This window comes from Poseidonocella sp. HB161398 (assembly GCF_005870025.1).
Classification (GTDB): domain Bacteria; phylum Pseudomonadota; class Alphaproteobacteria; order Rhodobacterales; family Rhodobacteraceae; genus Mangrovicoccus.
On the sequence record NZ_VATA01000029.1, the window covers coordinates 45,409 to 66,510 of the forward strand.

At 71.6% G+C, this 21,102-nt stretch carries 13 protein-coding genes, 1 pseudogene and 1 riboswitch; of the genes and pseudogenes, 9 read left to right on the forward strand and 5 right to left on the reverse strand.

What is annotated here, in order from left to right:
• Positions 1-34: 34 nt before the first annotated feature.
• The 4 genes from phnN to FGX59_RS20990 all read left to right on the forward strand — a co-directional run bounded on the left by phnN (position 35) and on the right by FGX59_RS20990 (position 8,242).
• A complete protein-coding gene (gene phnN / locus FGX59_RS20980; protein WP_138469083.1) occupies positions 35-2,137 on the forward strand; it encodes a phosphonate metabolism protein/1,5-bisphosphokinase (PRPP-forming) PhnN in 2,103 nt (700 codons plus the stop codon).
• Positions 2,138-2,920: 783 nt separating this feature from the next.
• Positions 2,921-3,080: riboswitch (yybP-ykoY riboswitch) on the forward strand.
• Positions 3,081-3,086: 6 nt separating this feature from the next.
• On the forward strand, positions 3,087-3,644 hold the full coding sequence (locus tag FGX59_RS20985; RefSeq protein WP_138469084.1) for a manganese efflux pump MntP family protein: 558 nt from the start codon (positions 3,087-3,089) through the stop codon (positions 3,642-3,644).
• Positions 3,645-4,889: 1,245 nt separating this feature from the next.
• Positions 4,890-5,027, forward strand: a complete 138-nt coding sequence (locus tag FGX59_RS37685) for a hypothetical protein (protein ID WP_171060753.1) — start codon at positions 4,890-4,892, stop codon at positions 5,025-5,027.
• 41 nt (positions 5,028-5,068) lie between these two features.
• Positions 5,069-8,242 carry a hypothetical protein gene (locus tag FGX59_RS20990; RefSeq protein ID WP_138469085.1) on the forward strand — a complete coding sequence of 1,058 codons (3,174 nt, stop codon included), beginning with the start codon at positions 5,069-5,071 and terminating at the stop codon, positions 8,240-8,242.
• A gap of 503 nt (positions 8,243-8,745) precedes the next feature.
• Here the strand turns inward: FGX59_RS20990 and FGX59_RS20995 are convergent.
• From FGX59_RS20995 to FGX59_RS39730, 4 genes and pseudogenes are all read right to left on the reverse strand, one after another.
• Positions 8,746-9,942, reverse strand: coding sequence for a winged helix-turn-helix domain-containing protein (locus FGX59_RS20995; protein WP_138469086.1), 1,197 nt, complete (start codon positions 9,940-9,942; stop codon positions 8,746-8,748).
• 107 nt (positions 9,943-10,049) lie between these two features.
• Positions 10,050-10,688, reverse strand: a complete 639-nt coding sequence (locus FGX59_RS21000) for a DUF938 domain-containing protein (protein WP_138469087.1) — start codon at positions 10,686-10,688, stop codon at positions 10,050-10,052.
• Positions 10,689-10,811: 123 nt separating this feature from the next.
• Positions 10,812-11,357 (reverse strand): YaeQ family protein, encoded by a 546-nt coding sequence (locus FGX59_RS21005; protein ID WP_138469088.1) that lies wholly within the window; start codon positions 11,355-11,357, stop codon positions 10,812-10,814.
• Between the two features lie 250 nt (positions 11,358-11,607).
• Positions 11,608-12,871 (reverse strand): annotated as a pseudogene (locus FGX59_RS39730) (anaerobic C4-dicarboxylate transporter family protein).
• 823 nt (positions 12,872-13,694) lie between these two features.
• Here FGX59_RS39730 and FGX59_RS21015 point away from each other — a divergent pair.
• From FGX59_RS21015 to FGX59_RS21035, 5 genes are read left to right on the forward strand one after another with little or no spacing between them, the layout of a single operon-like run.
• A complete protein-coding gene (locus FGX59_RS21015; protein WP_138469090.1) occupies positions 13,695-15,842 on the forward strand; it encodes an FAD-dependent oxidoreductase in 2,148 nt (715 codons plus the stop codon).
• On the forward strand, positions 15,839-16,444 hold the full coding sequence (locus FGX59_RS21020; protein WP_138469091.1) for a CDP-alcohol phosphatidyltransferase family protein: 606 nt from the start codon (positions 15,839-15,841) through the stop codon (positions 16,442-16,444). The genes FGX59_RS21015 and FGX59_RS21020 overlap by 4 nt, the downstream gene beginning before the upstream one ends.
• Before the next feature lie 20 nt (positions 16,445-16,464).
• Positions 16,465-17,658: an ABC transporter substrate-binding protein gene (locus FGX59_RS21025; RefSeq protein ID WP_138469092.1), complete on the forward strand. Its 1,194-nt coding sequence runs from the start codon at positions 16,465-16,467 to the stop codon at positions 17,656-17,658.
• Positions 17,655-19,349, forward strand: coding sequence for an ABC transporter permease (locus FGX59_RS21030; RefSeq protein ID WP_138469093.1), 1,695 nt, complete (start codon positions 17,655-17,657; stop codon positions 19,347-19,349). Before FGX59_RS21025 ends, FGX59_RS21030 begins: the two co-directional genes overlap by 4 nt.
• Positions 19,346-20,008, forward strand: a complete 663-nt coding sequence (locus FGX59_RS21035) for an ATP-binding cassette domain-containing protein (protein WP_138469094.1) — start codon at positions 19,346-19,348, stop codon at positions 20,006-20,008. Before FGX59_RS21030 ends, FGX59_RS21035 begins: the two co-directional genes overlap by 4 nt.
• On the opposite strand, the gene FGX59_RS21040 is transcribed toward FGX59_RS21035, so the two are convergent.
• Positions 19,974-20,645, reverse strand: a complete 672-nt coding sequence (locus FGX59_RS21040) for a DUF3047 domain-containing protein (RefSeq protein ID WP_138469095.1) — start codon at positions 20,643-20,645, stop codon at positions 19,974-19,976. The two genes, FGX59_RS21035 and FGX59_RS21040, sit on opposite strands and share 35 nt — an antisense overlap.
• Positions 20,646-21,102 lie beyond the last annotated feature (457 nt).

Genomic DNA, 21,102 nt, shown 5'->3' on the forward strand with positions numbered 1-21,102 from the left:
CGACGACGGATCATGCAGAGGAAGGAAATGCAGAATGTCTCTTGAAGGTACCCTATTTCTTGTCGTCGGGCCCAGCGGCGTCGGCAAGGACACGCTGCTGGAGGGCACGCAGGAGCAGCTTGGCGAATTTTCCTTCTTCCGCTTCTGCCGCCGCTTCGTCACGCGCCCCGAAGACGCCGGCGGAGAGGACTACATCTCCGTCAGCGACGAGGCCTTCGACCGGCTGGCCGAGACCGGGGCGCTGTTCCATCACTGGCAGGCGCACGGGCTGCGCTACGGCATCCCCGCCGATGTGCGCGAGGATCTGGCGGCCGGGCGCCATGTCATCATCAATGTCTCGCGCCGGGAACTGCCGCGGCTGGCGGCGCTCTGGCGCGAGGTGGTGGTGCTGTCGGTCGAGGCCTCGCCCGAGAGCATCCTCGCCCGGCTGAAGACCCGCGGACGGGAAAGCGCGGATGCGATCGCCGCCCGGGCCGCGCGCGAAGTGGCAATGCCGGAGCTCGACTGCACGGTTCTGGCGATCCGCAACGACACGACCGTCGAGGCGGGGATCGCCGCCATGGTGCGGGCGATCGTCGGCAATGCCGGCCAGCATTTCACCGCGCAGTCGGCCGACATGGTGGTCGCGCAGGGCAGCCTCTGCATGGTCAACCACAACCATCCCGTGGCCGAGATCCTGCGCTCCCAGGGCAGCCGGGTGGAGATCGTCAACCGCGCGGGCGTTTCGGTCGTGGCGGAGCTCGCCTATACGATGAATGACGATGTCCGCGACGATTTCTGCCTGCTCGACCACAATCTGGCGCGCAAGCTCGACATCGCTGCCGATCCAGTGCTGCGGCTGCGCCCCGCGCCCTCGCCGCAGAGCCGCGACAACCTGCGCAAGAAGATCCGCGGCGAGGCACTGAACGCCGCCGAGATGGATCTGGTGGTCGAGGACATGGTCCGCGGCCGCTACAGCCAGGCGGAACTGGCTGCCTTCCTGGTCTGCTCCGCCCATTCGCTGGAGGCCGAAGAGGTGGTCGCCCTGGCCAAGGCGCGCGCGACGCGCACCGAGAATGTCCACTGGGCGGCGCCGATCGTCGTCGACAAGCATTCGATGGGCGGCATCCCGGGCAACCGGATCAGCCCGATCATCATCCCGATCGTCACCGCCGCGGGGCTGCTGATGCCCAAGACCTCGTCGCGGGCGATCACCTCCGCCTCCGGCACCGCCGACGCGATGGAGGTCATGGCGCGGGTCGACCTGACCCCCGACGAGCTGCGCAAGGTCGTGGCCGAGGTCGGCGGCTGCATCGCCTGGAACGGCAATCTCACGCATTCGCCCGTGGATGACGTGATGAACGCGATCAACCGCCCGCTCGGGCTGAAATCCGAGCGGCTCGACGTTTCCTCCATCCTGTCGAAGAAGCTCGCGGCCGGTTCGAGCCATGTGCTGATCGACATGCCCGTCGGCCCCGAGGCCAAGACGCGCGACATGGCCGAGGCGGACGAGCTGGAGCGGCTCTTCGTGACCGCCGCGGGCGAGCTCGGCATGCAGGCACGGGTGATGAAGGTCGACGGCACGCGTCCGGTCGGGCGCGGCATCGGCCCGGCGCTGGAGATGCGCGACGCGATGGCCGTGCTGCGCTGCGAGGACTGGGCGCCGCGGGACCTGCGCGACAAGGCGCTCTACTACGCCGCGATCATCATCGAATGGGCCGGGGCCTGTCCGGCCGGGCAGGGGCCCGCGATGGCGCGGGAGCTGCTGGTCTCGGGCAAGGCGCTGGCCAAGTTCCAGGACATCATCCGCGCGCAGGGGCAGCATTGCAGCGAGCCGCCGCTGCCCGAACCGCTGACCCACGAGATCCTCGCCGCGGGGCAGGGCGCCTTTCCGGGCTTCGGGGTCTGGGCGGTCTCGGCGATCGCCCGGGCGGCGGGGGCGCCGCTGGTGCCGACCGCCGGGGTCGACCTGCTGGTCGCGCCGCAGCAGAGCGTCAGTCACGGCCAGCCGATCCTGCGGATCCATGCCGCCACGAGCTATGCGCTGCAGCTGGCCATCTCGACTGCGGGGCGCGCGATCCGCGAGGGCCGGCTGATCCTCTCGCCCGGCCTTGCCATCCTGCCGTCGGAACCGCGGGCGCAGCTGATCGGAAGCTGACGCCGCGGCCCGGCGCCGGGATGCCTGCGCCGCGACACGCTGCCGCCCCCCTCAGACGCCCCGCCCGGACGCGCCCTTCCCGGCATCCCGCCGGGCGGAGGCCGGCCGGTCCCGGTCCGCCGCCCGGGGAACGGGAGCGGGAACCCGGTCGCCTGCCGGCGGGCGGCGCGACGGGGGCAGGGCGTGCCGGAGCGGGCAGATGCACGCCGCGCTTGCACAAATTCAGTTACACTGTTAACGATAATCCGTTCCGGGCTGGAAGGTGTCCGCCGACGCCCGGGCCGCGTGCGAGTGCTTGCCGTCAGTGTGGCTGCACGGCCGGGACGGGTTCGCGAGGCCGTCCCCCCGGAAGGTCCCGCATCATCCCTGACATCGTCCCGGCCGTGTAACGGCATGCCGCCCGTCCGAAGATCCGCCGGATCCGGCACTCTTTGCTTGCCGGGAATTTTCTCAACATGATAATACAATATGACTCGGCTTCGATTGCCGGGCCGGGACCGGATGGCTCATGCCCGCGCGGAACCGGGGGCACGGCCGGAACAGAGTGGATCGACCTGAGCCCTTCCCAGGAATTGGCGATCTTGCTGGACTCCGTTCCGGCCGTGCTTGGCCGCGCGGGAGAATTTAACTTGTTTACCGCGTTAGCGCCAGCACTCTCATAGGTTGCATTCGGGCCAGGACGACTCGTCGCAGGCGGGCGCGCCGGGGCCCCGTGTCGCGACTGCGAATAAGATGCATTTTAAGTTGTTGTTTATGCTTGACGATTTGCCGATTTGCCGTCATCTGGCCGGTATCGGGGAGTAGCGACCGCCGCCCGGCGGAGGCACGTCAACATTCTCGCGGCGATACCGCGTGGCGTGTCTGATCTTCGGATTTTGCGAGACCGTGGCGAGGCGACTCTGCGGGCGGGGTCGGTCCATCGCCCGGATCAGCCCTGAGGATTACCAGCATGTCTCCGATGTCCATCGGCGTTCTCGCCGTCTCCATGTCCGTCGACGCCTTCATCGCGTCCCTGGGAAAAGGCACCTCCGCCCCGCGCCCCGACCTTGCGACCACGCTGCGCACCGGGGCGATCTTCGGCGTGGTGGAGGCGGTGACGCCGCTTCTCGGCTGGCTCGCGGGGGTCGCGGCGTCGCAATATGTCGCCGCCGTCGACCACTGGATCGCCTTCGCCCTTCTCGGCGGCGTCGGGCTCCACATGGTGCTCCAGGCCTGGACGCGCCGCGAGGAAGCCCCGCGCGCCAGCTCCTTCTGGGCCACGGTCGCCACCGCGATCGGCACGTCGATCGACGCGATGGCCGTCGGCGTGTCCCTCGCCTTCCTGCAGGTGAACATCGTCCTGATTGCCCTGGCCATCGGCGCCACGACGATGGTGATGAGTTCCACGGGACTGCTTCTCGGACGCTTCATCGGCGCGCGGTTCGGCCGGATCGCCGAGACCCTCGGCGGGGTGGCCCTTTTCGCCATCGGCGCGATGATCCTGAAGGAGCATCTCGCCGCGGGATGAGCCTGGCGCGCCGCGGCGCCGGCCGTCGCGAGGCCAGCGGATCGGAGGCCGGGCCCGGCCTCCGGCGGCACCGGTCGGCGGAAAGGCCGGCGTCGCGACAGCACCGGCGGCTGCTCGATAGGGGGGCGGGACCGGCACCCGCCGGGGCTGCGTGAAGACCCGTCCCCAGTGCTGACCGCGCGGGTGCTGCAGAGCGCGGCATGGCTTGTTCCAGCGCAGGCAGGCGCCGGTCGCCGGGGACGTCTTTCGCGGACTGGCGGGGACTTGGCTGCGCCAAGATCGGCTGGCGAGGGGCGTCCGGTTCGCGGCAATCACGGTCGCCCGGCCGGCCAGACATCAGCTGTCCATCGCCGATGCTCCCGAGGACAGGCGCGAGTAGACGCCATCCGCTGCGGCGGCATCGTCGAGGGCCGCGGGGGCCCGGCGTGGCGCTGCGCCTTCCCAGGCTGCTGTCGCTGGCGCGCCACCCGTGCATCCGGCCGTCCGATCCGATGCATGGCCGCGAAGGACGGCCAGCTCTGTCCTGCGGCCCAAGCGCTCGCCCTCGCGTCGCCGCGGGGCCCGGCCGGATGGGGATAACCGCCACGGAGACGGCCCGAGGGGCGCTGCCGGCCCGGCTGAAGGGGAGCCGGGCGGCAGATGGCATGGGCATGGCGGGGCAGAACGGTCCGCAGGTACCGGGACCAACCGGCCGCTCGGGACGCCTGGCCCAACAGGCCGATGGCGACGGACGGAGGGCCGTTGCTTCGAGGCGCCGGACTGGCTTGTGCCCACAGGTCGGGCCGTTCGGCGCGACGGCGCGCGGCCTTGCCGGTTCATGGACGCGCGCATCTGTCCTCTGCGGCAGGCCGCGGTTCCCGTTGCGCCAGGCCGCGCAGCCCGGCCACGGGAACCGCTGCCTGCCGCAGATCGGTTGCCGGACGCTGCGCGGGCGAGGACCGGGGCGCGCTCGCCGCGACGGCCGGATGGGCCGCTTCCCGCGTCGCAGCGGTGGGCCGCCGAGTCGCGCTGCTGCGGCGCCGCGCCGGAGGAATGCCGGCCGCCGGTTGTCCGCGCCGGTTCGGGAAGCCTCCGCGTCGGTCGGTCAGGCTGCTGTAATTGCGCGCTAAAGTTCCGCAAGGATTGGCACTGGACCGCCGCCATGCCCCGGCCGTCCAGCGGGCGAGGGGTGATGAAAACCACCATGGCGAATTCCTAAGAATACCTTAACCTTCCCTTAGGTAATCAACTGGGAGGAGCGAAGACATGCACAAGGCAATTTCGGTCATTCTTGCACTCATGCTCGGTGCTGCAACGGCCATGGCCGCGGCTCCGGACTGGCTTCCCGACCTCGGCGATGCCCCGGCGGAAAACTGCAACCCGAAGGTGAACCCCAACTGCTGACGCCGCGCGAGCGGCCTGCATTTTCATAGAAGTTATTTCTCATGGCTGACATTTACGACGTGATGTGGCCGCCCGGCGTGCCGCTGGATTTGTGGAATCTGCCGACCTCGATGGGCAGCGCGCCCGTCCTGCCCTTCATGAACATTTCCATCGCCCGGGATTTCATCGTGGCGGCGCTGATCGGCGGCGGCATCCTGATCGCCTTCGGATGGAAGCGCTTCAACATCTCCGCCTACAGCGCGGCGGGCGAAGAGAATCGGGTCCTGTCGGCGCTCTCGCCGATGCGGATGCGCGGCCAGAAGGCGACGACCTGGGCCTATACTGCCTATGTCTGCATGATGCTGGGGCTCTACATCTCGCTGACCTTCTTCGGCAAGCTGATCCTGACCCTCTCCAACAGCCTGCCGATCGCCGGGATCCAGGTCAATGCGGACACGCTCGATTTCGACACGCCGGCCTGGCCGCTGGCGCTGGCGCTCGGCTTCGCCGGGCTCGCGCCGATCTTCGGCCCGGTCGCCGCCATCGAGGTCTGGATGCGCACCGTGATCCACAACCGCTTCGGGATCCCGTCGCGGCTGGAGGACCACACCGAGAAGCTGGTCATCGCGGTCCGCGAAATCGTCAAGACGCGCGACCTTGCCAGCCCCTATCCCTCCGAGAAGCCGAAGGCCTGGCTCGAGGACCATCTGCGCTCGGAAGTCGATGACAGGCGCATCTTCCGCCTCCGCGAGGAGCTCCGCTACTTCCTGCACTGGAACAGCCAGTCCTTCGGCTGGCCGCGCATGTCCGAGCGCCGCGACCTGGAGCAGCTGAAGGGCGAGATCGTGCAGGAGGCGCGCGACTGCCTGGAGGAATTCGAGGACATCATCACCGATCCCCTGGCCGGCCCCGCCCCGGCCGAGCAGGCGATGGCGGAGCCCGCCGCCCGCTACGTGCCGCAGGCCGGGCCGGATGCCGATCCCAATGGCGCCCGCACCCAGGTCCAGCAGCGCAAGAAGCTGGAACAGCGCTTCGACCGCACCGTGGCGCGGATGGAGACGCTGCGCGACGAGCTGGCGACGATCCTGTCGCTGAGCGCCGAGCGCGACAGCGATTTCGCCAGCATCAGCCACGGGCCGATCCACGGCGAGCCGGACCTGCGCACGCTCCTTTGGCAGGTGTTCCCGGAGACCTATGTCGCCTCGCCCGTGCTCGGCCTGCTGTGGTTCTCGCCGCTCGTCTTCCTCAGCCTCGCGCTGCTGGTGCAGTTCGGCCATGTCGCCCCCCTGGCCAGCGTGCCGCTCTCGACCACCACGACGCTGATGTCGGCCGGGCTCTACCTGCTCGACTACCTGGCGGTGATCGCCATCCCGGCTATGGCGGTGTTCTTCTGGCGCTACCGGATGATCGACACCGCGCGCTGGCTCGAGATGCCGCGCGCCGTCCGGATCATGATCGCGACCGCGATTGCCGTCCTTGTCTCGGCCGCCGCCTCTGTCGCGCTGGCCGTGTTCTGGAATGCGCTGATCAGCGCCAATGGCGAACAGCTGCGCCAGCGGCTCTTCGACGTCAAATTCCCCAATGCGCTCTTCCATGCCTCGATGGCGGTCGTCAGCGCCTGGATCGTCTGCTGCGCGCTGGTCGGCGAGGAAATCGCCCGCTGGAGCCGCGCGCGCCTGTCCGCGGGCCCGGGCGGCGGACATGCCGAACCCGGAGCGGCGCCCTGGGTCGGTTTCTGCCGCCTCGGGCTCGGCCTGCTCGCGGCCGCCGGCACCTTCGCGCTCGTCGTCGCGCATCGGGCCTTCTGGCGCTACACCTCTGCCAGTGCCTGCGCGGACGAGCCCATGTGGGGCCTGGAGTACTTCCGCTGCCAGCTGGAACTGATCGGGCCCGAGCTCGTGATCTTCCCGCCCATCGCGCTGCTTGCCTGCACGTCGCTGATGCGCTTCTCGTTTCCCGAAGGCCATCACCGCGGCGCGCCTGCGCTGGCGGCGACGCTTGCCGTGGCCGTTCTTGCCGCGATGCCGGGCCAGGCGCAGGCGCAGGCGGCCCTGCCCGTCGAGCCCGACCAGGTGGTCGTGGGCTTCCGCGCCGATGCAGAACCCTTCGTCTTCCGCATCGAGATCGAAGGCGAGACGATGTACACGGGATACCTGGCCGATCTCTGCTACGGGATCTTCGCCAATTCCCGCTACGAAGTGCTGCCGGTCGAGATCACCGCGGCCGACCGCTTCGAGACCCTGCTGAAGCCCGAAGACCTCGCCGCCGCCCCCCGCGCGCTGCCGAGCGCCGCGGCATGGCGCGGCATGAGCCGGGAAAAGCGGCTGGCATACGGGGTCGACGTCTTGTGCGATCCGATCACGCTGCGCTACGAGGATGTCGCCTCCGCAGAGGGCGAGAGCCGCGGCAACCTGCGGAGCTCGGGCATCTTCTCGCCGATCCTCTTCGCCTCCGGCGTCTCCTATCTGGAGACGAACAAGTCCCAGGCCGGCGACGCCGATCCGTTGCGGAAGGGGGCCGGGCACGCCTATGGCAACCGGGCTAAGCCTGTGCTGATCGGCTATGTCGAAAGCTCCACCGCCGCCGAGGTGGCCGAAGAGCTCTGCACGATCGACTATTTCGGCATCCGCACCCGGGCAGAGGCGCGGCTGAGTACGCGGTCCAAGACAGCGGAAAAGGCGAAGGCGACACTGGACAAGGGGGCCGGGAATTGCGATGCGCCGCGCTTTGCCGCCGGGTCCGATCCTGCGCCGCTCTGCGACCCTGCGGATCTGGCCTATGACGCCGCCGCCGAAAGCCTCTACCGTTTCTGCGTGACGAGGAGCCATCGCGAGCTGATCGACTGGTTCTGCAGCCCCGGGGTCTCGGCCTATCACCATGTGTATCTCGGCGACCGCGACCTGATCCACGGCAAGCTGGCGACCTGGGAGGAGCATCAGGGAGAGTGCGGCAGCACCGAGATCGTGCCCACCACCGCGTATTTCACCTACGAGCCCTATGCGCTCGTGGTGACGCGGACCCGGCCGGAGCTGGTCCGCCATGTCCAGCGGCGGGTCTACGAGTTCTTCTCGGACAAGGACGGGGCCGTCGGCCAGTTCGTCGAGCATTTCCCCGGCCAGCGCATGTCGCCGGCGCTCGCCTATCTCCACCTGATCAATGCCGTGTCCCGGCCCAATCTCTTCAAGCACGCGGAGATGCCGGAGAGGGACAGCGGCGAAGAGGTGGCGCAAAAGTAGGGCGGACTGCTGGGCATTGGCAGGCTCCCGAAGAAGTCTGTTTGGCCGCGGAGTTCGTGAAAAATTCTGAAAAATTGTCTTCAGATCGGGCGGGATCGACGGATTCGGGGAGCGGCACGGAGAAGATTCGGAACAGTTTCCTCCGCGGCGACACTCTGGAATCCTTTTTCAGCGGCCAGCTAGCGGCCGGTCAGGCGCCGGGCCTGCTCCGCCGCATCCCCCGGCGATCCCGAGGGGGCCAGAGAGCTCCGGTCCTGCCCGGAGAAGGACCTGTGCCGCTCGGACCTGTGCCGCTTTTCCGGCACGTTTCCGGGCCGCGGCGATGCCGGCTCCCTGCGTGATGATCGCCTTCCGGGCCCTGTCCCCTGCCGGACCCGGAGACGGCCCGCTTCTTCGCTGGACCGGGCAATTCCAGGGCGGCAGGACGGGCCGGACCGGAAAGCCCGCCTGCCGCAGCGCGGGGCGTTGAACGGCCGGCGCTGCCGGAACGGACCGGCCGCCCGCTAGCCGCGCAGCCATCCGCCTGCGAAATCGACCTCTTCGACGCCGGCAAGCGCTCTGACCCGGTTCAGTTCAGTCTCCAGCGCCAGCGCGCGCGCCTTGCCCATGCGCAGCCCCGGCTCCGGCCAGAAGGCGCGGACCGCCAGCCTGCCTTCCGTGCGCTTTGCGTCGAGCCGCCCGATGATCCTGTCGCCCTGCAGGACGGGGAACACGTAGTAGCCGTATTGCCGCCGGGCCTCGGGGACGAAGATCTCGATCCGGTAGCGGAAGCCGAAGAGCCGTTCTGCGCGGCTGCGGTCCCGCAGCGCGGGATCGAAGGGCGACAGGAGCCGCACCCGCGACGAGGGCGCGGGCAGCGCGGACGCGGCCTCGAGCGCGTCCGTCGTCGTGAAGCTGCGGCGGCGGCCGCCATCTGCCATGCCGATCTCCGCCTCGAGAATGCGTCCCGTTGCGAGCGCCTCGGCGCACCAGGCTTTCGCCTCGTCCCGCGTGGCGATGTCGAAGAAGGCGGCCAGCTCGCCGCTGGTGCCGAAGCCCAGGCGCGCGAGCGCCGCCGACATGGCCCAGTCGACGATCTCGGCGGTGTCGCGGCGGCGCTCCAGATGCGCGGCCGGTATCACGCGATCGGACAGGTCGTAGAATTTCCGGAACCCCTCGCGGCGGGAAACCGCGAGCTGCCCCGAGCGCCACAGGAATTCGAGCGCCGTCTTGGAGGGATGCCAGTCCCACCAGCCGGAGGAGGACCGGGCCTCGTCGCCGCCGACATCGCGCGAGCAGGCGGCGCCGTGATCGGAGATATGGCGGCGCACGGCATCGAGCTCCGCCTCCCAGCCGTCGCGGCGCGCCCCCGGCCAGCGCGCCCGCATCCGCGCCTCGTCGCGGGCGAATTTCAGCCGCCACATCGGATAGAACTGCATCGGGATCACCGCGGCGTCATGCGTCCAGTGCTCGAAGGCGGTGCGATGGCGCGCTACCAGATGCTCGAGCGCCGCCGGGCGGTAGCTGCCGCGGCGCGACCACAGGATCAGGTCATGGGCGCGGGCGAGCGTGTTGACGCTGTCGACCTGGACGAAGCCGAGCGCGTCCAGCACCCCGTCGAGATCGCCGCCGCGGCCGGGCCCGCTCCCGGGGCGCAGGAGCAGGTGCCGGTCGAGGAACAGGCGCCGAGCGGTCTGGTTGTCGAGAAAGGGGCGCGTCATCTGGCGCGATATCTCCGGCAGGGCGCTGATCCGCGGCGATGCTGCAAGGCCGCGTTGTCACGGGATGCGCGCGGGGAAGGGACCGCTCGATTTCCCGAGGGGCGTGGTCACGGAGCGGCGAAGGTGAGCAGAAGGTTGTTGGCCGGCATCGCGTCGGTCGCGACCGGCGAGAGCCCGGCCGCGCGGGCCGCCCCGGACACGGCCTCGACCGGCTTGTAGCCGATCGCCGGATCGCGGGCGCGCAGGGCGGCGTCGAAATCCCGGTCGCCCTCCGAGGCGTAGACGGCGCCGCGCAGGAACGGGCCGTAGACGATCATCCGGCCGCCGCCCTCCAGCGCCGCGCGTGCGCCCTCGAACAGGGGCGGCAGGGCGGTCCCGGGGACGAGATGCAGCAGGTTGATCGCCAGCACCGCCTGCACGGAGCGGGGCGGGACGGGCCACGGCGCCGCGATGTCGATGGCAAGCGGCGCGTCCAGGTTCGCCAGGCCGCTCGCCCGGCGCCAGGCCGCGATGCTGTCGCGCTGGCCGGGATCGACGTCGGAGGGGGTCCAGCTCAGCGCCGGAAAGGCCGCGGCAAAGGCCGCGGCGTGCTGCCCGGTCCCGCTCGCCACTTCCAGGACGCGCCCCTGCGAGGGCAGCCTCGCCTGCAGGGCCGCGATGAGGGGCCCTGCATTGCGCAGGGCTGCCGGGGCGGTGCGGCGGCCATCGGTAGCTTCGGCCGCCTCTTGAACAATATGCCGTGCCATGACCGGAAGCTGCCAGCCGGAGACGTCGGCGTCCAGCCATCCGGCGGCCGTCCGGCAAGATTTCTTCCGGCTCGCCCGGCCGATTATCGAGGGGCGCCGGGGATGCGCGGCTTCCGCCGCCCGCTACGCAGCGTCCTTCCAGCTGACCGGGGTGATGTAGACCATGCGGTCATTGGCGCTGACCATGGCTTCGCCGTCCTGGATATTGACCTGCAGCTTCATCGAGCGGCTTGCCAGCTCCGCCAGTTCGCTGGTCGCTTTCTCGGGGAGATTGAAGACCTGGAGGTTGCCGAACCGGCTGGTGCCTGTCGCGACCTTGTCCCACCACAGATCGGCGGTCCGCCCGCCATAGGCATAGATGACCACCTTCCCGGCCTTGGCGCAGGACTGGCGGATGACCTTGTCGCTGGGCAATCCCAGCGCGACCCACAGCTCCAGCTCGCCGCTCAGGCTCTTCTGCCAGATGTCGGGCTCGTCGTCGGTCGACAGCCCCTTGGTCAGCTCCAGGCTCTCGCCGGCATTGAGGGCGAAGGCGAGCAGGCGCACCATCAGCCGTTCGTCGGTCTCCGAGGGATGCTTGGCCACGGTCAGCTTGTGGGTTTCGTAATAGTGGCGATCCATGTCGGAAACGGAAAGCTCGACTTTGTAGACGGTAGATTTAAGCGCCATGGCTCGTCCCTCACTGGCAAGGATGGCGATGACTAGAGGTTCCGGCCGCCTTTGGAAAGCGGATTGCGCGGGTCTGCGGGCGCCGCGGACCGGCGAGGGCGGCCCTGGCGGGGGGCCCCGCGGCCGGCGACGGACCCGCGGCGCGGCCTCGATTGCGTCCCCGGCCGGGTCGCGCCGCCGGGGCGACGGAACCGGCATCGGGACGTCCGCGTCATGGCGCCGCCTCGGAGCCGGGCGGGCTGCGGGCAGCTCAGAAGAGCAGCGTCGCGATCAGCAGGCCCGCCCGGACCGAGACGACCGTGCAGATCAGCACCGGGATCAGGAAGGAATGGTTGACGATGAAGGCGCCGAGGCGGGTCGTGCCGGTCCGGTCGATCTTTACCGAAGCGAATTGCGCGCCGTTGACCGGCAGGAAGAGCACGCCGATCACCGCGGGCCAGAGCGCCACCAGGATCGCCGGGGGGATGCCGGCCGCGATGCCGAGCGGCATGACCGCGATTGTCGCGCTGGCCTGGCTGGCGGTGCTGGCCGACACTGCGAACAGCGCGCCCCCGAACATCGCGGTGCGCCCTCCGGTACCGGCGCCGATCAGCTCGGCATGGGCCGCGAGCAGCGTGCTGGCCATCCAGCCGATGCCGGACAGGGGGACGATCGCCGCCAGACCGACGGAGAAGTGCGGCGCGCGGGGGATTTCCTCGGCCCGCACCCTGCAGAGCGCCACGATTGCCGCGGCGGTCGCCAGCATCAGCATCTGGATGAGCTGCGCCATGTCGAGCGGCGCGGCCGCGCCCGCCGGGCCGACCATCGGCCGGATGCCGGAGAAGCCCGCGATCATGATCAGCGCGATGCCGGTGCCGAAGATCAGGACGGAACGCCACGCAGCGGGTCCGGGCGCAGCGGCGGAGGAATTCGGGATCGTCGGCAAGCTCCGCGCCGAGGCTGGTGACGATGGCCGCGGCGGCCAGGATGGCGGCAAGCGATGACGGCAACAGGATGACCAGCATGTCGCCGAGGGAGAAGCCCGAGGGGGCGAGAAGCCCGACCATCGCGATCGTGGCCGCCGAGACCGGGCTGGCCACCAGCGCCGGCTGCCCCGCCGTTGCCGACAGCGCCAGAGGCCGCTCGGGCCGGACGCCCGCGGCGTAGGGCACCTCGTATATGACCGGCAGCAGCGAGCAGAACACGTTGCCCGTTCCGGCCCCGGCGCAGCGCACGTAGGTCGCGAACGGGGCGACATAGGTCACGCGCCCCGGCGCCCGGCGGAGCAGCCGTTCGCAGCGGGCGGTCAGGACATCGACCCCGCCTGCCAGCTGCATCGCGCTCCCGGCGGTCACCACGGTCAGGATGATCAGCATCACCGGCACCGGCACCGGCAGCGGTCCCGGCGCCAGTCCGAAGCCCGGCACCAGGATGAGGACGCCGAGGCCGCCGAACAGGCCGAGCGCGACGCCGCGGAAATGGATCCCCGTCGCTATGACGGCCAGGAAGAGCAGGGCCTGCAGGGCGATGGCCATTCGGGAGGTGCTCCGCAGCGGGACTGGAGGTCGCCGTCCCGGAGATGAGGAGAAACGTGCTGTCCGCGCGCCGCTGCGACTCTGGCGGGCGGCAAGACGTCACATTCGCGGGAGGCACGGCAGGCGCCGCGCCGCATCCTGCCGGTCCATGGGCGGATATCCGTGCGCCTCGCCGTCGGCGCGCGAGGGGCGCGGATCGCCGCTCCGGCCGGCGAGGGATGCCGCGCGCCGCTTCGCCGGGGGTGAAAGGATCGCGGCAGCTGCGGCATGGAGGGCCCCGGGGCCGATGCGTCGCGGCCCGCGGGCGGCCGGAGCGCAGAGATCGGGCCCGGATGCTGCCGCGACCGTCCTGCCCGTGCCGCGGCCCGTGCGGCGGGACCGGCCGGCGTTCCGGACGCGGGCGGGCATGGCACGCCCGGCTCGGCGGGGAACCGCAACGTTCCGGACCGGTCCTTGCCCTGCCTGCCGGCCGCGGAGGAGGGCATCGCGGGGCTGGCCGGCCCGACCGGCTGCATCGCCACGGTCTCTCCGCCCTCGGGCGCGGGGAAATATTCCGCCCAAGCATGTGAGGTCGCGTGTGCGGCTGGCATTTGAGGTTTCAGCCCTCGACCGCTAGGACCATTGCACCAGATCAACGAAGAGCGATCCGGGCCGGCCGTCCCGTTGCCGTCCGCCGCCGTCCCTCCGGGCGGCGGCAGCGGAGGCTAGGGGCGGGCGGCGGCGCAAGCTCGAGATCCAGACATGCTCCCCCGCCGGGAGGGCGCCGGGCGCTGCGCAAGCGGAGCGTGCCGGTCATCCGGGCCCGACTGCAAGGAACGCGCGAATGAAAAAACCGGTTCTCCTCCTGCTCTTCGCCGCGCTCGTGGCGGTGCTGCTCTGGCTCCTGCGCGGGCAGGATCTGGACCTTGCCGCCCTGCGCGCGCATCTCGGCCGCTTCGCCGAGTTGCGGGAGGCGCGTCCGGTTGCGACGGCGGGGCTCTTCTTCCTCGGCTATGTCGCGGTGACCGCGCTGTCGCTGCCCTTGGCGCTGTGGATGACGCTGGCGGCCGGGGCGCTCTTCGGTTTCTGGCAGGGGCTGGCGCTGGTCTCCTTCGCCTCGGCCATCGGCGCGACCCTGGCCTTCCTGACGGCGCGCTACCTGGCGCGGGACTGGGTGCGGGCCAGGCTCGGCCGCCGCGCCGACGGGCTCGATGCCGGGCTGGCGCGCGACGGCGCCTTCTACCTCTTCTCGCTCCGTCTGGTGCCGGTGGTGCCGTTCTTCGCGCTGAACCTGCTGATGGGGCTGACGCCGGTGCCGGTCTGGACCTTCTACTGGGTCAGCCAGCTCGGCATGCTCGCGGGGACCGCGGTCTACGTGAATGCGGGCACCAAGCTTGCCGCGCTCGACAGCCTGTCGGGGATCGTCTCGGCGCCGATGCTGGCCTCTTTCGCGGCGCTCGCGCTCTTTCCCTGGGCGGCGCGCGGGGCGATCGGCCTCTGGCGCCGCCGCCGCGTCTATGCGGGCTGGACCCGGCCGCAGCGCTTCGAGCGCAATCTGGTGGTAATCGGCGCGGGGGCGGCGGGGCTGGTCGCGGCCTATATCGCGGCGGCGGCGAAGGCGCGGGTGACGCTGGTCGAGGCCGGCGAGATGGGCGGCGACTGCCTGAATTACGGCTGCGTGCCGTCAAAGGCGCTGATCCGCAGCGCGGATCTGGCCCACCGGATGCGCCATGCCTCGGACTGGGGGCTGGCCGATGCCGCCCCGGAAATTCCCTTCGACCAGGTGATGGAGCGGGTCCATCGCGTCATTTCCCAGATCGCTCCGCATGACAGCGTCGAGCGCTACACCGGGCTGGGGGTCGAGGTGATCAAGGGCCATGCCAGGCTCGTCGATCCCTGGACGATCGAGATCGCCGGAGCCGACGGCACCACGCGCGAGCTGACGACGCGGGCCACGGTCATCGCCACCGGCGCGCGCCCGGTCCTGCCGCCGCTGCCGGGGCTGGAGGATGTCGCGCCGCTGACCTCCGACACGCTCTGGGAGGGGCTGCGCCACCGCCCCGAGGCGCCGCGCCGGCTGGCGGTGCTGGGCGGCGGGCCGATCGGCTGCGAGCTGGCCCAGGCCTTCGCCCGTCTCGGCTCCGAGGTCACCCAGATCGAGATGGCGCCGCGGTTGATGATCCGCGAGGACCCGGAGGTCTCGGCGCTGGTCACGGCGGCGATGGAGGCGGACGGGGTGCGGGTGCTGACCGGGCGCAGGGCCGTCTGCTGCGGCACCGAGCCCGGGAAGTGGATCGAGGTCGCCCATGAGGACGGCACCGAGCGCATCGCCTTCGACGAGATCATCGTCGCCACCGGCCGCGGCGCGCGCCTGACGGGCTTCGGGCTGGAGGAGCTGGGCATCCCCGCCGGGCGCACCATCGAGACCAATGCCTATCTGGAGACGCGCTATCCCAACATCCTGGCCGCGGGCGACGTGGCGGGGCCCTACCAGTTCACCCATGCCGCCTCGCACCAGGCCTGGTATGCCGGCGTCAACGCGCTCTTCGGCGGGCTGAAGCGGTTCAAGGCGGATTACCGGGTGATCCCCTGGGCGACCTTCACCAGCCCCGAAGTCGCGCGGGTCGGCCTGTCCGAGACCGAAGCGGCAGAGCAGGGCATCCCGGTGGAGGTCACGCGCTACGACCTGGCGGAGCTGGACCGGGCGATTGCCGACAGCGCGGCGCGGGGCTTCGTCAAGGTGCTGACCGTGCCGGGCAAGGACCGCATCCTCGGCGCGGTGATCGTGGGCGAGCATGCCGGCGAGCTGATCGCCGAATTCGTCACCGCGATGAAGCACGGGCTGGGCCTCGGCAAGATCCTCGGCACGATCCATATCTACCCGACCTGGACCGAGGCCGGGAAGGCGGCGGCCGGGACCTGGCGGCGCGGCCATGTCGATCCGCGCGCGCTGGCGCTGCTCGAGCGCTTCCACCGCTGGAGGCGCGGATGATCGACGCGCGGATCCTTCCCCTGCAGCGGGCGGCGCTGCAGCCGCCGGCGGAATGGCTGGCGGGGCGCGGCATCGGCGCCGACGCGATCAGCGTGGCGGGGTTCCTGCTGGGGCTTCTCGCGGTCCCGGCGCTGGCCTGCGGGGCCTGGACGGCGGCGCTGGTGCTGATCGCGGCGAACCGGCTGATGGACGGGCTCGACGGCGCGGTGGCGCGGATCCACGGGCCGACCGACCGCGGCGCCTTCCTCGACATCTCGCTCGACTTCCTGTTCTACGCGCTGGTGCCGCTCGGCTTCGCGCTGCACGACCCGGCGGCCAATGCGCTGCCCGCGGCGGTGCTGATCGCGGCCTTCACCGGCACCGGCTCCTCCTTCCTCGCCTTCGCCGCCATCGCGGCGCGGCGCGGCGAGCGCTCGGCCGCCTTCCCGCAGAAGGGGCTCTACTATCTCGGCGGGCTGACCGAGGGGGCCGAGACGATCGCCGTCTTCCTTGCCATGTGCCTCGTGCCGCAGGCCTTCCCCCTGCTGGCCTGGGGCTTCGCGGCGGCCTGCGCCGTCACCACGATCCTGCGCTGGCGGATGGGCTGGACCGCCTTCCGCTGACGCCTGCCCCGGAGATTTCGATGAAGACCCTTATCCTTGCCGCCCTTGCCGCGCTCGGCCTCGCGCCGGGGCCCGCCGCCGCCGATGACTGGGAGGCCACGCGCGCGGCGGCGCGCGGCCAGACCGTCTATTTCCATGCCTGGGGCGGGGACGAGCGCACCAATGCCTTCCTCGACTGGGTGGGCGAGCGGGCCGAGGCGGCCCATGGCGTCACGCTGCGCCATGTCAAGCTCGGCGATACCGCCGAGGCGGTCTCCCGCGTGCTGGCGGAGAAGGCCGCCGGGCGCGACAGCGGCGGCTCGGTCGATCTCATCTGGATCAACGGGCCGAATTTCCAGGCGATGAAGGAACAGGGGCTGCTCATGGGGCCGTTCTCGGAGGACCTGCCGAATGCCCGCTGGCTCGACCTCTCGCCGGGCTCGGCCAATGTCGCCGATTTCACCGTGCCGGTCGAAGGGATGGAGTCTCCCTGGCGGCTGGCGAAGTTCGTCTTCACCTACGACACGGCGCGGATCGCCGCGCCGCCTGCCGGGATGGCGGGCTGGCCGGACTGGGCGGCGGCCCATCCGGGGCGGATCACCCATCCCGACCCGGCCAATTTCATGGGCGCGACCTTCCTCAAGCAGGCGCTGGCCGAGCTCGCCCCCGAGGGCACCGACCTTTCCGTGCCGCCGACGGAGGAGAGCTATGCCGCCGCCACCGCGCCGCTCTGGGCCTGGTACGACGCGCTGCGCCCGAACCTCTGGCGCGGCGGCGAGGCCTTCCCGGCCAACCAGTTCGCGCAGCGCCAGCTGATGAATGACGGCGAGATCGACCTGGGCATGTCCTTCGACCCGGCCTCGGCCGCGGCGGCGATCCGCGACGGGCTCCTGCCGGAGACGGTCCGGGTCCATGTCCCCGAAGCCGGCAGCATCGGCAATGTCAGCTTCGTGGCGATCCCCTACAACGCCGCCCATGCCGAGGGCGCCAAGGTCGTCGCCAACCTGCTGCTCGATCCGCAGGTGCAGGCGCATATGCAGGATATCGACGTGCTCGGCTCCTTCTCGGTGCTCGACCCGGCGAAGCTCGATCCCGGGGCCCGCGCGGCCTTCGCGGCGCTGCCCGCCGATCCGGCGCTGCCGGAGCTCGCCGATCTGGGGCCGGTCCTGCCCGAGCCCGCGCCGCAATGGATGACCCGCCTGACCGCAGACTGGCAGCAGCGCTACGCGCAATGACCTCGGCGCACGTCCTGCGCGCCGTCTCGGGCGCGGCCATCCTCGCCGGGCTCGGCCTGCCGGTCCTGCTCGGGCTCGGCCACGGGCTGGCGGCCGCCTTCGGGCATTTCCCGGCGATCGGCGCCCATGGTCCCGGGCTGCAGCCCTGGCGCGACCTGATGGCCATGCCCGGGATCGGCCGTGCCGCGGCGCTGGCGCTCTGGACCGGGCTGGCGGCGACCGGGCTGTCGCTGGTGCTGGCGCTCGGCCTCGTGGCCTGGGTCCAGGGGCGGGACCGGCTGCGCGCCCTGCGCCTCCTGCTCGCGCCGCTCCTGGCCGCGCCGCATGCGGCCATCGCCATCGGGCTGGCCTTCGTGCTGGCGCCCTCGGGCTGGATCGCGCGCGCGCTGGCGCCGCTGGCGGGCTGGGACCGGCCGCCGGACATCGCCACGACCGGCGATCCCCTCGGCCTGGCGCTGATCCTCGGGCTGGTGGCGAAGGAGCTGCCCTTCCTCGTCCTGGTGCTGGCCGGGGCGCTGACCCAGATCCCGGTCCGTGCCCATATGGCCGCGGGGCGCTCCCTGGGCTACGGGCGGGCGGCGGTCTGGCTGTGGCTGCTGCTGCCGCAGCTCTGGCCGCTGATCCGGCTGCCGGTCCTGGTGGTGCTGGCCTTCTCGGTCTCGGTCGTCGACATGGCGCTGATCCTCGGCCCGTCGGCCCCGCCGACCCTGCCGGTGATGATCGCCCGGCTGAATGCCGATCCGGACCTGCAGGTGCTGCTGCCCGCCTCGGCGGGCGGGGTGCTGCAGCTCGGCCTGCTGCTCTGCGCCTTCGCGGCCCTCTGGGCGCTGGCCCGTGCGGCGGGCGCGACCGGCCGCGCGCTCCTGCGCCGCGGCGCGCGGCTGCAGGGCGCCGACCGGGCGCTGGCCCTGCCGGTCCTGGCCTCTGCGGGGACTGCCCTCGCGGCAGTCCTGGCGCTGGCGGGGCTTCTCGCCTGGTCGGTCGCCTTCTCCTGGCGCTGGCCCGACCTCTTTCCGGCCGAGCTGACCCTGCGCCACTGGCAGGCGACCGGGCGCTGGGGCGACACGGCGCTGGCCTCCGGGCTGATCGCGCTGGCGGCCACCGGTCTGGCGCTGGTGGCGGCGGTGGCCTGGCTGGAAAGCGCCGACCGGCTGGGACGCCCCGCCGCCGACCGCTGGCTGACCGCGCTGATCCACGTGCCGCTCCTGCTGCCGCAGCTCTCCTTCCTGACCGGCCTGTCCGGGCTGATGATCCGTGCGCCGCTGCCGCCGCTGGCGGCGGTGATCTGGGGCCACTGGCTCTTCGTCTTTCCCTATCTGATGATCGCGCTCAAGGGCCCCTGGACGGCGCTCGACCCGCGGCTCGGGCGCAGCGCGGCGGCGCTCGGGGCGGGGCCCTGGCGGCGGCTCTGGCGGGTCAAGCTGCCGGTGCTGCTGGCGCCGCTGGCCACCGCCGCGGCGGTGGGCTTCGCCGTCTCGATCGCGCAGTACCTGCCGACGCTCTTCCTCGGCGGCGGCCGGGTCGAGACCCTGACCACCGAGGCGGTGGCGCTGGCCTCCGGCTCCGACCGGCGCGTGGCGGCGGTCCATGCGGTGCTGCAGGCGCTCCTGCCCTGGGGGGTGTTCCTCGCCGCGCTGGCCGTTCCGGCGGTCCTCCATCGCAACCGGCGCGGGCTCGGAGGCGCGGCATGACCCTGCAACTCGACGCGCTCTCTGTGCTGGCCCCGGACGGCACCGCGCTTTTCGCGCCGCTTTCGCTGACGGTGCAGCCCGGCGAAGTCGCCAGCGTCACCGGCCCCTCGGGCATCGGCAAGTCGACGCTGCTCGCAGCGGTCGGCGGCCATCTGGAGCCGGGCTTCCGTCTCTGCGGCGCGGTCCGCCTCGGCGGGCGCGACCTCGGCGGCCTGCCGGCGGAGCGGCGCGGCATCGGCATGATGTTCCAGGAGGCGGTGCTTTTCCCGCATCTCTCGGTCGCCGACAACCTGGCCTTCGGGCTGGCGCCGCGCCACCGCGGACGCCGGGCGCGCCGCGGGGCGGTCGCCGCCGCGCTGGAGCAGGCCGGGCTCGCCGGGTTCGGGCCGCGCGATCCCGCCACGCTCTCGGGCGGACAGCGGGCGCGCGCGGCGCTGATGCGCACGCTTCTGGCCGAGCCCAGGGCGGTGCTCCTCGACGAGCCCTTCTCGGGGCTCGATCCCGAGCGGCGCGACGCGATCCGGCGCTTTGCCTTCGACACGATCCGCGCGGCGGGCATCCCGGCGCTGCTGGTCACGCATGACGCCGAGGATGTCCGCGCCGCCTGCGGGCCGGTCCTGGCGCTCAGCCGAGCGACAGATCCGACAGGCGGGCCCTGAGCATGCTGTCCGTGTCGTCGCTATCGGCCGAGACCGCCAGCCCGACCAGCCGCTCCGCGGGCGCGCCGAAGACGGCGGCGTAGTCGCCCGCCAGATCGACCTCCACCCGGTCCTGCCCGGTCCCGGCCGGACGCAGCGCGACGGTGAAGCCCCGGCCGCGCAGATAGGGGCTGGGCAGCACGCTGCCCGGCGCCCGGTCTCCGCCCCAGACATAGATCAGCACGCGGGCAGACCGGCTGGCCAGCAGCCGCTGCGGTGATGTCGAGGGCGAGAGCCGCGCCGCGGCATCGGCATCCATGAAGACGAAATAGAGCGAGATGTTGCGGTCGTCGCCGCCCTTCCGTGCCAGATCCGTGGGCGGCACGCTCTGGCTCACCGACCAGGACCAGCGGGCGCTGCGGGCGGTGCGCGCGGCCTCGGGGACGGCCAGGTAGATCAGCGAGGAGGAGGCGTCGCCCTCGATCTCCAGGCTCGATCCGCCGAACCCGTAGCGCGTCGGCGTCAGCCGCGGGAAGTCGAGCTTGCGCCAGCCCTCGCCGAAGCGGATCGGCACGGCGGTCCCGGCCCGCGCGGCGCGCGGCATCTGCAGGAGCGTGGCAGCGGCCGGGGCGGCGGCCAGGAAGAAGCGTCGTCTCATCGGGGTACCTCTCGGGCTAAGCTGTCAGGGCGTTGCGTTCGGTGCGGCGGGGCCAGGGCACTCCGGGCAGCGCGTGGCGCATGAGCGGCCACGGCCCCCGGGCCCCAGCGTCGCCGGAGCCGGACGGGGCGGACGTCTTCCGCCCCTGGGCGGAAGGCGAGCATCGGCGAGCGGACCCGGACCGCCTGTCTGCGCCGCGTCGCCGGATCTCCGGGCCGCGTGCCGGTCGCGCCGCCTGGCGCTGTCGCCGGGTGGCTGCGCGGACCCGGCGATCTGGGCGGAACGGGTTGCGGCATCGCTCTGGTCCTCCTGCGTCCGGCGCGTCCGGGCGGGTCATGTCTCGGGATCTGACTTAGGCGCGGGGGACGGGCGCAACAGGGCGGAAATGGTTTCAGGCCATGACGATCCCGTCAGGCTCCGTGCGCCCGCGCCGGGCTTTCCGGAGGCGCGTCACCGC